The 12680-nt window shown below is 67.7% G+C and carries 9 protein-coding genes; 2 read left to right on the top strand and 7 right to left on the bottom strand.

Annotated features, from left to right (window positions below; genetic code table 11):
* Positions 1-95: 95 nt before the first annotated feature.
* The 7 genes from ACOQOP_RS07915 to ACOQOP_RS07885 all read right to left on the bottom strand — a co-directional run bounded on the left by ACOQOP_RS07915 (position 96) and on the right by ACOQOP_RS07885 (position 10490).
* Positions 96-3302, bottom strand: coding sequence for an efflux RND transporter permease subunit (locus tag ACOQOP_RS07915; RefSeq protein ID WP_420565778.1), 3207 nt, complete (start codon positions 3300-3302; stop codon positions 96-98).
* Positions 3299-4390, bottom strand: coding sequence for an efflux RND transporter periplasmic adaptor subunit (locus ACOQOP_RS07910; RefSeq protein WP_420565777.1), 1092 nt, complete (start codon positions 4388-4390; stop codon positions 3299-3301). Before ACOQOP_RS07910 ends, ACOQOP_RS07915 begins: the two co-directional genes overlap by 4 nt.
* Positions 4391-4399: 9 nt before the next feature.
* Positions 4400-4969: a PadR family transcriptional regulator gene (locus ACOQOP_RS07905; protein ID WP_420565776.1), complete on the bottom strand. Its 570-nt coding sequence runs from the start codon at positions 4967-4969 to the stop codon at positions 4400-4402.
* 189 nt (positions 4970-5158) lie between these two features.
* Positions 5159-5365, bottom strand: coding sequence for a cold-shock protein (locus tag ACOQOP_RS07900; RefSeq protein WP_028793031.1), 207 nt, complete (start codon positions 5363-5365; stop codon positions 5159-5161).
* Between the two features lie 423 nt (positions 5366-5788).
* Positions 5789-6472 carry an SDR family NAD(P)-dependent oxidoreductase gene (locus ACOQOP_RS07895; protein WP_420565775.1) on the bottom strand — a complete coding sequence of 228 codons (684 nt, stop codon included), beginning with the start codon at positions 6470-6472 and terminating at the stop codon, positions 5789-5791.
* 24 nt (positions 6473-6496) lie between these two features.
* Positions 6497-8149, bottom strand: coding sequence for a thiamine pyrophosphate-dependent enzyme (locus tag ACOQOP_RS07890; protein WP_420565774.1), 1653 nt, complete (start codon positions 8147-8149; stop codon positions 6497-6499).
* Between the two features lie 40 nt (positions 8150-8189).
* Positions 8190-10490 (bottom strand): xanthine dehydrogenase family protein molybdopterin-binding subunit, encoded by a 2301-nt coding sequence (locus ACOQOP_RS07885; protein ID WP_420565773.1) that lies wholly within the window; start codon positions 10488-10490, stop codon positions 8190-8192.
* A 195-nt stretch (positions 10491-10685) separates the two neighbouring features.
* Between ACOQOP_RS07885 and ACOQOP_RS07880 the strand changes: the two genes are divergently transcribed.
* A complete protein-coding gene (locus ACOQOP_RS07880; protein ID WP_420565772.1) occupies positions 10686-11354 on the top strand; it encodes a hypothetical protein in 669 nt (222 codons plus the stop codon).
* A gap of 72 nt (positions 11355-11426) precedes the next feature.
* The gene (gene nhaA, locus ACOQOP_RS07875) at positions 11427-12677 is read left to right on the top strand and encodes a Na+/H+ antiporter NhaA (RefSeq protein WP_420565771.1); all 1251 of its coding nucleotides are present in this window, start codon (positions 11427-11429) and stop codon (positions 12675-12677) included.
* Positions 12678-12680: the final 3 nt, after the last annotated feature.

Raw genomic sequence — 12680 nt, 5'->3', positions numbered from 1 at the left:
GGGCCGGGCCGGGACCGTCCACCCGGCGTCGCCACCACGGGGTCCCGGCCCGCGACCGGATCAAGTCCGGCCGCGTCCGGGATGACGGACGGGGGTTACTCCGCTGCCTGCGGTTCTGGCCCGCTTCCAACACCTTCCGACTTGCCGCCACGTCCGCGCCGGAACACCCCACCGACCCGGCTCTTGAATCCGCTCCAGCCCGCCGCGGCCGTGTCGCGGAACATCAGGGCGCAGGGCGTGACCAGCAGGGTCAGCACGGTGGCGAAGGCGAGGCCGTAGACGATCGCGGTGGCCAGCGCGACCCACCACTGGGTCGACGGCGCGCCCACGCTCACGTCCCGACTGATGAAATCGATGTTCACCTGCATGACCATGGGGATCAGGCCCAGGATCGTGGTGATCGTGGTCAGCATCACCGGCCGCAGGCGCTGGGCGCCGGTGCGCAGGATGGCGTCGCGGGTGTCCACGCAGTCGGGCCGGATCGTGTCGAAGGTGTCGATCAGCACGATGTTGTTGTTCACCACGATGCCGGCGAGCGCGATCACGCCGATGCCGGTCATGACGATGCCGAAGGGGGTGCCGGTGACCATCAGCCCGATGATCACGCCGATCGTCGACATGATCACCGCCGACAGGATCAGGAAGGCGGAGTAGAAGCTGTTGAACTGGGTGACCAGGATGATCGCCATGATGAACAGGGCGACGCCGAACGCCTTCACCAGGAAGGCCTGGGCCGCCTGCTGCTCCTCGTCCTCGCCCTTGAAGGTGGCCTCCACATTGGCCGGCAGCGGGTTGCTGTCGAGCCAGGCGCGCAGCTCCATCACCTTGTTGTTGGGCAGGACGCCGTCCAGCACGTCGGCCTTCACCGTGATCGCCTCGCGGGTATCGACCCGGCGGATCTTCCCGACCTTCGGTTCGGCGGAGCGCTCCATGAAGTTGGAGATCGGGACCAGGCCCTTCTCGGTCTCCATGCGGATCCGGTCGAGCTGCTCCAGGGTGCGGTACGCCTCCGGATAGCGCACGACGATGTCGATCTCCTCGTCGCTGTCGTTCGGCCGGTAGTCGGTGATCTTCAGACCCTTGGTGACGAGCTGGACATACTGGCCCGCGAGCGAGACGTCGGCGGCGTAGCGCGCCGCCTTGCCCCGGTCGATGGTGATCTCCCACTCGATGCCGGGGACGTCGCGGGTGTCCTCCAGGTCCTTCAGCCCCTCCATGGACTGGAACTTGGCGAGCGTGAGGTCGGCCGCCTCGTTCAGCGCCTCGCGGTCGCGGGAGCGGAGCTGGATCTGCACCGGCTTGCCGGTCGGCGGACCGCTCTCCTCCTCGCGTGGCTCGACGACGATACCGGCCATGTCCTTGGTGCGCTCGGCGATCTCGGCCAGGATCTGGCTCGCCGGGGGACGGTGCTGCCAGTCGGCGAACTCCATCTGGATGCTGCCGATCACGTCGTCGGCCACATCCTCGCCGCCGCCCTGCCGGGTCGAGCCGACATAGGTGTAGAGCGACTTGAAGCCGCCCACATCCATGACCACCCGCTCCACCGGCAGCACCAGGTCGAGCTTCTCCTCCACCGACAGGTTGCCCCGGGCGTGGACATAGACCTGGGCCAGGTCCGGCTCGACCTCCGGGAAGAACTCGATGCCGTTGCCGTGGGTCGCGTAGTAGTACTGGACGCCGACCAGGGTGGCGATCGCCAGCAGCAGGACGGTTCCGGGCACCCGCAGGGCGCCGTTCAGCACCTTCAGATACAGGCCGGTGAAGCCCTTGATGTCGTTCAGGTCGCCGGTCTCGGCGGCGGCGAGCTGGCGGCGCTCGTCCTCGTTCGACGCGCTGGCCTTGCCGATCTGTGCCCCCAGCGCCGGCACGAAGATCAGCGCCATCAGCAGCGAGGCCGACAGGGTCGCCAGCAGCGTGATCGGCAGGAACTTCATGAACTCGCCGACCACGCCCGGCCAGAACAGCAGGGGGAAGAAGGCCGCCAGGGTGGTCGCGGTCGAGGCGATGATCGGCCAGGCCATGCGCTGGCCGGCCTGACGGTAGGCCTCCAGCTTGGTCGCTCCTTCCGCCATCTTCCGGTCGGCGAACTCGGTCACCACGATGGCGCCGTCCACCATCATGCCGACCGCCAGGATCAGGCTGAACAGCACCACGATGTTGATGGTCAGGCCGAGCGACGACAGCACCAGGATGCCTAGCAGGAACGAGCCGGGGATCGCCATGCCGACCAGGCCGGCGGTGCGGATGCCCATGGCGCCGACGATGACGATCATGACCAGCAGGATGGCGCTCATCACGTTGTTCTGCAGGTCGCTCAGCATCAGGCGGATGTTGTCCGACTTGTCCTGGCTGAAGGTGACCGTGATGCCCTCGGGCAGCAGCGGCTTGGCCTCGTTCACCACCGCCCGGATGTACTCGATCGTCTCGATCACGTTCTCGCCGGAGCGTTTGGAGACCTCCAGGGCGATGGCCGGCTGGCCGTTCAGCCGGGCATAGGTCTCCCGGTCCTTGAAGCCGCGCTGCACGGTGCCGATGTCGCGGATCCGCACCACGGCGTCGCCGTTGCTCTTCAGCGGCTGGTCCAGGATGTCGAGCACGTCCTCGTAGAGGCCGGGGACCTTGATCGGGAACCGCCCGGTGCCGGTGTCGAGCGAGCCGGCGGCGATCAGGTTGTTGGAGCGCGAGACCATGTCCAGCACATCGGCCGCCTGCAGGCCGTAGGTCTCCAGGCGGACCGGGTCGATCACCACCTCGACCAGCTCCTCGCGCTGGCCGGTCAGCTCGGCCTCCAGCACCGACGGGATGCCTTCGATCGCGTCGCGCAGCTCCCGCGCGGAGCGCAGCAGGACCTGTTCCTCGACATTGCCCGACAGGGTGACGACGAGGACCGGGAACAGCGAGAAGTTGATCTCGTGCACCGTCGGCTCGTCGGCATCCTCCGGCAGTTCCGGCTTGGCGATGTCGACCTTCTCGCGGACGTCGTCCAGCGCCTTGTCGGCATCGAACCCGGCGTCGAACTCCATGGTGACGTTGGCGCCGCCCTCGAAGGCGGTGGAGCGCATCTCCTTGATGCCCTCAATCGACTGCAGTTCCTGCTCCATCGGACGCAGCAGCAGGCGCTCGGCATCCTCCGGCGAGATGCCTTCGAAGGTCAGGGAGACGTAGATGATCGGGATGTTGATGTCCGGATCGGCCTCCTTTGGGATCTCGATATAGGACACCGTGCCGGCGATCAGGATCAGCAGCAGCGCCGACAGGGTCGTGCGGCTGCGCGACAGCGCGGCGGAGATCAGGTCCTTCATGAGCTGGCCCCGCCATCGGCGGGAACCGGCTCGATCACCTCGCCGTCATCCACCAGGTCCTGGCCGACGACGATGACGCGCACCGTCTCCGGCAGGCCGCTGACCCAGGTGCCCTGGTCGTCGATGCCGATGATGGAGACCGGGGTGAAGCGGGCCCGGTTCTCGTCATCCACGATCATCACCCCGACCCGGCCGAGCTCGTCCAGCCGGAAGATCGAGGGGGTGACCCGGTGGCCGTTGGTGGAGGGCAGGTCGATCCGGATCTCGGCGGACAGGCCCTGACCGAACCGGTTCTTGGGATTGTCGACCTCGACCTCCAGGCGGAAGGTGCGGGTCGCCTCGTCCGCGACGGTGGAGATGTAGCTGACCACGCCGATCATCCGGTCGCCGGTCGACAGGCGGGCATGGGCGGGCATCCCGACCTCGATCAGCGGCGCCTGGCGCTCGGCGATCTGGGCGGCGATCACCAGCGGGTCCAGTTCCACCACGGTGGCGACCTCGTCGCCCACGGCAACGTAGTCGCCGACCTCGACGATGCGGTCGTCCAGGATGCCGCGGACCGGGGCCTGGATGCGGGTGCGCTCCAGATCGACCTCGATGGTGCGGCGTTCGGACTTCGCCGCCTCAAGCTCGGCCTTGGCGGCGGCGAGGGTGGTCTCGGCCTGGAAACCCTTGGCCGCCAGCTTGGAGGCCGCATTGTGCTCCATCTGGCGCTGGGCGATCCGGGCCTTGGCCTCCTCCAGGCGAGCGGCGCGGTCGGCCTCGTCGATGCGGAGGATTTCGGCGCCGGCGTCGATCGCCGACCCCTTCGGCGTCGGGGTGGCGGTCACCCGTCCGGCGGTCTCGGCCTTCAGCGTGACGATCCGCACCGCCTCGGTATGGCCGGATGTCACCACCGAGGCGACGAACGGGGCCGCGGTGATCTCGCGGACCCGCACGCGGGTGACGGCATCGGCCGGCGGGGCGGTGATCTTGGGGGGCTCCTGCGACGCGGTGGCCGGCTTTTCGCCCACCTGACCGGAGACGATCCAGGCGACGGCGCCGATCGCCAGCAGTCCGGCCAGAACGATGGATCCTTTGATGCGCATGCCGGGGTCCTATTCAGCAGCTTCCGGGCGCTGGGCGCGATAGGCGCGCAGCTCCGCGATCAGGGCGTCTTTGTTGCTCTCGAGGTAGTCGGCGGCGGCCCGGTACAGGGCGATGCCGAAGCCGGCGACGGTCTCGCGGCCGGGGTCGCCGCAGCAGTCGCTGTCGACCCGCGACGCCACCTGTTCGGCGATGTGGGTCTGCTTGGCCCGATACATCGCCACCCGCTGGTCGATCAGCTCGATCACCCGGTCCTCGGGCAGTCGGGTGGCGAAGAACAGCAGGAACAGGAAATCGGAGCGGTAGATGTCGTCTTCCGGCGTCACCGTCAGGGCCGCCTGCACCACCGCGTCGCCGGCCGGCGTGATCGAATACACCTTCTTGTCCGGTCGGCCGTCCTGCTCCTGGGCGCGGGCCTGGACGAGGCCCTCGGAGAGCAGGCGGGAGAGGGCAGGGTAGATCGAGCCGAAGCTCGCGCTCTGGAAATGCGCGAACGGGCCCTCCTCGAACATCTTCTTGATCTCGTAGCCGGTCGCTTCGCCCTTGGTCAGGACAGCGAGGCAGAGGGTGCGGACATCCATGGGCGCGTGAACCTGCAGCTATCGGCCGGATACATATCGCGTCGATATATGCTGATTCGATATATGAAAATCAATAGCGGTGCCCGGATCGGGTTGGCGACGCAGATCCTGCGCACCCTGGGCTGAACACAGAAACGGCGGCGCAGATCCTGCGCCGCCGTCCGAATTCTTGTCGCGCCAGTCGAAGTCTCAGAGCGGGCTGAGGTCTTCTGCCGCCATCTTTCCGTTGCGCTGCGGCTTCAGCTCAAAGGCGATAGCCTGACCTTCATCGAGGCCCTGCAGACCAGAGCGCTGAACAGCGGTGATGTGAACGAACACGTCCGCGCCGCCGTCGTCCGGCTTGATGAACCCGTAACCCTTAGTGGTGTTGAACCACTTAACCGTGCCAGTGGCCATTCGATATGCACTCCACGTGATGCGTCCACCAATCTTGAAAGTACACCCTCTCAGGACGTTCGAGGGGCCCTCAAAGGCAACCGCACGCACGTGGGACGACGTCTCGTCCCGTCTCCTCAGACGATGCCAGTCCCACCGGGACTTTGCCGATTCGTAAAGGTTAACGGAGAAATTGTCGATCAACAATATTTGAAACTGCTGTGACAGGCCCAGGGGAGCCGCTGTCCTTCGTGTAATTCTTTTCGGTTTTCTTAATGATATCGGAGGGTTGCAAGGCGTCGTTATAGTCGCCCACTCCGGTAGTTTCCGCAGGTGCGACTCGCGTAAAGGGCTCGGATTCTGCCCTTGCCCATGGCCGTTTTCGTTAAGAAATTGGTCAGCTTTCCGCTTGGGGTCCCGCCCGTCGCCTGGACCGCCGCGGGCTCAGAACTTCTCCACCCAGGGCCGCAACTCGATCTCCCAGGCCCAGGCGCTCCGGTGCTGGTTCACGAACTGCCAGTAGGTCTCGGCGATCGCGTCGGGGCTCAGCGTGCTGTCGTCCTCCTTCGCGCCGTAGGACGAGGCGATGCCGCCATCGATGACGAAATGGCCGACATGGATGCCCTGGGGATGCAGCTCGCGCGCCAGCGCCTGGGCGAGGCCGCGCAGGGCGAACTTGCCCATGGCGAAGCTGGAGGAATTGGGAAAGCCCTTCACCCCGGCCGAGGCGCCGGTGAAAAGCAGCGCGCCCCGGTTCTTCGGCAGCATCCGCTTCACCGCCTCCTGGGCCGCCAGATAGGCGCCGTAGCCGGTGATCAGCAGGGCGTCGCGCACCTTCTCCGGGTCGGTCTCGTGCACGGGCCCGCGCACCCGGGCCGAGGGGTTGTAGACCACGATTTCGGGCTCCCCTAGATCGCGGTCCACGGAGGCGAAGAGGGACGCCATGTCCGCGGGCGAGGCGGCGTCGCAGGCATAGGACCTGGCCCCGGTTTCCGCCGCCAGGTCCGCCAGCTTGTCGGCATTGCGGGCGGCGAGCGCCACCCGGTAGCCGTTACCGGCGAACTTGCGGGCCAGCGAGGCGCTGAGGCCAGCGCCCGCCCCGATGATCAGTGCGGTCCTGTCGGACATGGCGTTTCTCCATTTGGATCGGCGTCAGCCCTTCTTAGAACCCCGCGTCGCCGTCGGTCTAATCACATCCCAGGGTTCGGGCATCTCGCCGACCGGCACCTCGATGATGGTCGGACGGCGGGCGGCGAAGGCCTCCTTCACCTGGACCTCCAGTGCCTCCGGCGTCTCCGCCCGGCGGCCGTCGGCACCATAGGCCTCGGCCAGCTTGACGAAATCCGGGTTGGTGAAGGTGGACGCGATGACCCGGTTGTCGTGCAGGTTCTTCTGCATGCGCAGCACGTTGCCATAGGCGCCGTCGGCGAACACCACGGCGACCAGCGGCAGGCCGTGATGGACGGCGGTGGCGATCTCGTTCGAGGTGAACATGAAGCCGCCATCGCCGTTCACGGACAGCACCGGCTTGTCCGGATGGGCCGCCTGCACGCCCAGCGCGGTCGCATAGCCGTAGCCGAGCGTGCCCTGGTAGCCCGGTGTGACCATCATGCGCGGCCCGTAGACCGGGAAGCCGACGCGGCTGACATAGCCGACCTGGGTGAACTCGTCGACGAAGTAGCCGTCCTCCGGCAGGGCCCGGCGCAGCGCTTCCAGGAAGGCCATCTGCGGACCGCAGATGTCGTGGAAACGCTGCCAGTAGCGGGCTTTCAGCGCCGCGAACTCCTCCGACCGCGAGGCGCGGGCCGAATTGTGCTTCGGCAGCGCGGCCAGGATCGCCCGGGTCGCGGTGTCCGCGTCGGCCAGGATCCCGACCTCCGGCTTGGAGATCCGGACCAGCTCGGTCGGGTCGAGGTCGATATGGATGACCTTCAACTCGTCATCGATGCCCCACATCATCCGCTCCGGCTGCATGCGGCAGCCGATGCCGATGACCACGTCGCAAGTCGACCAGTATTCGGCCCCCGCCGGATGGGGCAGGGCATAGGGCGAGCGCTCGTCGATCACGCCGCGGCCGTTCTGGTAGGACACCACGGGCGCCTCCAGGGCGGCCGAGAGCTCCCGCACCGCCTCGGCCGCGTCATAGGCGCCGCCGCCGACCAGGATCAGTGGGTTCTTCGCCTTGCCCAGCAGCTTGGCGGCGGCCTCGATCAGGTCGGGATCGGCCTCCGGGTGGCGGATCTCGTAGGGGGCGACCGGCGCCACCATGGCGCGCTGTTCCAGCACGTCCATCGGCACTTCAATGGCGGCGGGGCGCGGCCGGCCCGTATGCATGGCGCGGAAGGCGTCGGCGACGATGCCCGGGACCTCGCTCGGATGGTCGGCCCGGCCGGCGTATTTGGTCAGCCGTTCCAGGATACCGAGCTGGTCAGGGATCTCGTGCAGCATGCCGTAGCCCCGGCCCATCGCCCCGGAGAGGATCTGGCCGGTCAGCGCCAGCACCTTGGCGCTGCAGCCATAGGCGGTCGAGAGCGCCGCCCCGGTGTTCAGGATGCCCGGCCCCGGCACCACGGCATAGGCGCCGACCTTGCCGGTCGACTGGGCCCAGCCGAAGGCCATATAGGCCGTGCCCTGCTCGTGGCGGGCGTTCAGCACGCGGATCTCGTTGGCGTGGTCGTGGAAGGCGTTGAACAGATGGTCGAGCTGGATGCCCGGCAGGCCGAACACGGTGTCGATGCCGTGGGCGGTCAGCGCGTTCACCATGGCTTCGCCCCCGGAGATCGGGGTGCTGGGAGAGCCGTTCATGGATGGAGCCTCGTTCTTGTTGTCGTTGTTTATGGGGTGATCAGGCGCGCGCGTCCTGGATCGCCCGCCAGACCTTCTCCGGGGTGAGGGGGAGGTCGATATGCTCGACGCCGAGCGGGCGCAGGGCGTCGAGCACGGCATTCACGATCACGCCGGGCGCGCCGATGGAGGAGACCTCGCCCACGCCCTTCGCACCGATCAGGCTGTTCGGGCTGGCGGTCGGCGCCCAGTGCAGGTCGAACAGCGGCATGTCGTCGGCCCGGGGCAGGGCGTAGTCCATCAGCGAGCCGGACAGCACCTGGCCGGAGTCCGGGTCGTGCACCATGACCTCCATCAGCGCCTCGCCGATCGCCTGGCCGATGCCGCCATGGAGCTGGCCGCGGGCGGTCTGCTCGTTGATCACCCGGCCGAGATCATCGACGCCGCTGAATCGGTCGATGCGGACATGGCCGGTGTCGGGATCGACCTCCACTTCCACGGCGTAGGAGCCGTTGGGGAAGGTGGTGTGCAACCCCTCGAAATCGAGTTGGGCCATGCAGCCGGTGCCGAGATCGCCGTCATACTGTTCCGGCGGGATGCGGTCCCAGCCGGCGGCGACATCGGCGAGGCTGATCCGGCGGTCGGTGCCGGCGATGCGGAAGTCGCCGAGCCCGTATTCGATATCGACGGGTGCGGCCTCCAGCAGGTGGCCGGCGACCTGCTTGGCCTTGTCCAGCATGTGCAGGGCGGTACGGTGCACCGTATTGGCGGCGATCGGCATCAGGTTGGACCCGCCGGTGCCGCCCCCCTTGGCGAGAAAGTCGCTGTCGCCCTGTTCGACGCGGATGCGCTCGACGGGGATCTCCAGCGCCTCGGCGGCGACCATGGCCAGCGCGGTGCGGTGGCCCTGGCCGGAATCCTGGGTGCCGGTGCGCACCAGGACGGAACCGTCGGGCAGGGCGCGCACTTCCGAGCGCTCGGCGACCGAGCCGCCGGTGGCGTGCATGTGGGTGCCGATGGCGAAGCCGCGCCGCCTGCCGGTCCGTTCGCTGTCTTGCTTGCGCCGGCCGATACCCTCGGCCTCGCTGATCTCGTGGATGCGGGCGAAGACGTTGGGGAAGTCGCCGCCGTCGATGGTCTCGTTCATCGCGGTGGTATAGGGCAGCAGGCCCGGGGTGATCAGGTTGCGTCGGCGCAGGTCCATCCGGTCGATGCCGAGCCGCTCGGCGGCGACGTCGATTAGCCGCTCCAGGGTGCCGCCGCTCTCCGGCTTGCCCGCACCCCGATAGGCGTCGGTGGTCATGGCGTTGGTGAACACCCCACGCACCCGGTAATGCATGCCGGGGATGCGGTAGCAGTGGCCGAAGGTCCGCACCGCCCCGCCGGTGACGATGGACGGGTTCACCGCGTTCCAATAGGCGCCGATATCGGCGAGCGCATCGATCCGGAATCCCAGGAACCTGCCGTCGCCGTCCAGTGCCAGGGCGGCCCGGTCGACCCGGCCGCGGCCCATGGCGTCCGACACGAAACTCTCCGTGCGCGAGGCCTGCCAGGCGACGGGGCGGCCGGTCGCCTTGGCGGCGGCGAGCACCAGCACCTGCTCCGGATAGGGCCAGATCTTCACGGCGAAACTGCCGCCCACATCCTCGGTGACGACCCGCACCAGATCCGCCTCGACGCCCAGGTATTTCGCCATGGCGCCCTTGAGCGACATCACGCCCTGGGACGGGGTGGTCAGGGTGTAGCGGCCGGTCGCCGGGTCGAAGGTGCCGATGCAGCCGCGGGTCTCGATCGGCTGGATGGCGACACGCGGGTGGCGGACGGTCAGCTCGATCACATGGGCGGCGGCGGCGAAGGCGGCCTCGGTCTCCTCCCGGTTGCCCTTCTCCCAGTCGATGGCGACGTTGCCGGGAACCTCCGGCCAGATCTGCACCGGGCCCTCGAACGCGGCTTCCGGGTCGGTGACGCTCGGCGTCTCGTCGATGTCGAGGGAGATCGCCTCCAGCGCGTCCTCGGCCGCCGACTCGGTCTCCGCCAGGATGGCGGCGATCGGCTGGCCCACATACTTCACCTCGCCCTCGGCCAGGACAGGGCGGCGCGGCTCGGCCATGGGCGTGCCGTCGGCATTGTTCACCGGCGACAGGGCGGTCATCGGCCCGACGCCGAGCGCGGCCAGGTCCTCGGCCGTGAGGACCGCGACCACGCCCGGCAGGGCCCGCGCCGTCTCCACATCCAGCTCGGCGATCCGGCCATGGGCCGCGGGGGACCGGAGGACGCGCATCGCCAGGGCATCGGCCGGGCGGACGTCCTCAACGTAACGGCCCCCGCCGGTCAGCAGTCGGGCGTCTTCAAATCGATACATGGAGGGCCTGCGGTGAGTGGTCCGGGCGGCCCGGGGAAAATCCCGCGCCGTGCCCGAGCGTCGCATGTGCCGATGGCCGATTGCCAGTGTTTTGCTTTAAGGATCTGTAAACCAGAATGTTCGATATACTGTCTCTCCGAACAGCAATCCTTTGGTCCGATGGCAACAGAGCTTCCGAAAAACATCGAACAGTTGTTGAAGGAAGCCACCAAGGGTGTCGACCGGGTGGAGGCGTTCCGTGCCTACGTCAAGCTGCTCGACACCAGCTACAAGACCACCGAGAAGCTCGGCGCCGAGCTGCGCAAGCAGGAGCGGAACTACAACAAGCTGAAGGAGGACAAGACCTTCTTCGACCGCCACCGCGCCAAGGTGGACGTGCTGCTGCGGGCGATGCGCGAGACCTACACGAACTCGACCAAGGCGCTGCGCACCCTGGAGGAGCTGGCCCAGCATTATCCGGCACAGTACGTGTTCGACGTGTGCAATCTCGGGTCCTACCGGCTCGGTCCGGTCCAGGGCTGGGCGTTCCTCAGTATCCAGTCGGCGTCGCGCATCGAGGCCGACCAGAACTATGTGAACGCCGTGATCCCGGCGATCGCCCAGGTGCTGCCCAATCACCGCGACTACATGGAGCTCCGCAACGCCGGCATCGAGGAGCGGATCCAGGCCGAACTCGACAAGTTGAACGAGATGCGGCGGGTGAAATCGGAAATCGACATGGGCCTGCCCAAATGGAGCGACGCCATGAAGGCGCTTGCCCATGAGATGAAGGCCGACGATCTGGCCCTCCTGAACCAGCAGGAGCGGGCGGTTCAGGAAAAATTGGTTTCCGGCACCGTCTTCAAGTTTGCCAACAGCGCCTGATCACCTAGATAGAATAGAACCATAGACTCTCAGAAGCATCGCGGGCGCCAATCCGCGGGTATGGAGTTCGCCATGACGACGACCCCCAACCTCGCGGCAGGAAAGCCTACGCTTGCCGCGCTGTTCCATCACGAGGCGGCCCCGGGCGTGCTGCTGGCCATCGCCGCGGTCATCGCGCTGATCGCCGACAATTCGCTGTTCGCCGGGCTGTATGACCGTCTGCTGCTGGCCTATGTGTCGGTGACCGTCGAAGGCGTGGGGATCGAGAAGCCGCTGCTTCTCTGGATCAACGACGGCCTGATGGCGATCTTCTTCTTCCTGGTGGGTCTGGAGATCAAGCGCGAGGTCGTGCTCGGCAAGCTGTCGTCGCTTCGCGCGGCGAGCCTGCCGGCCTTCGGCGCGGTCGGCGGCATGGCGGTTCCGGCCCTGATCTACGTCGCGTTGAACGCCGCCACGCCGGAGACCCTCGGCGGCTGGGCGATCCCGGCGGCGACCGACATCGCCTTCGCGCTCGGCGCGCTCGCCCTGGTCGGCTCGCGGGCGCCGGCGGGCCTGAAGATCTTCCTGCTGGCCCTCGCGGTGTTGGACGACCTCGGCGCGATCGTCGTCATCGCCCTGTTCTATACCGCCAACCTCTCCCTCGGCGCGCTCGGCGTGGCCGCGGCCGGCTTCGCCGTGCTGCTGGCGATGAACCTGCTCGGGGTCAAGCGCATCGGCCTCTACATCGTGGTCGGCCTGGTGATCTGGGTGGCGGTGCTGAAATCGGGCGTGCATGCGACCCTGGCCGGCGTCATCGTCGCCTTCACCCTGCCGCTGCGTGGCCGGGAAGGCGAGTTCAAGGAGGGCGGCTCGCCCCTGGAGGTGCTGGAGCATGTGCTGCACCCCTGGGTCGCCTTCATGATCCTGCCGCTCTTCGCCTTCGCCAATGCCGGCGTGCCGCTGGCCGGGATGGCCTTTTCCGACCTGCTGGCCCCCGTGCCGCTGGGCATCGCCGCCGGCCTGGTGGTCGGCAAGCCGGTCGGCATTCTCGGTGCCTGCTGGATCGCGGTGCGACTCGGCTGGGCGAACCTGCCCGAGGGGGTGAACTGGCTGAAGCTCTACGGCGTCGCCCAGCTCGCCGGCATCGGCTTCACCATGTCGCTGTTCATCGGCACGCTGGCCTTCTCCGATCCTGAGCTGCAGGCGGCGGTGCGGATCGGCGTGCTGGGCGGCACCCTCGTGTCGATCGTGCTGGGCATGTGCGCCCTGGCCTGGGCCCTGCGGGACCGGCCGGGCGCGGAGGAAGCGCGTTCCGCCACGCCGGCCGAGTCACCGCAGGGATAACGT

It is taken from the genome of Thalassobaculum sp. (genome assembly GCF_965223715.1).
Classification (GTDB): Bacteria; Pseudomonadota; Alphaproteobacteria; order Thalassobaculales; family Thalassobaculaceae; genus Thalassobaculum.
This window is presented reverse-complemented; position numbering and strand designations above follow the sequence as displayed.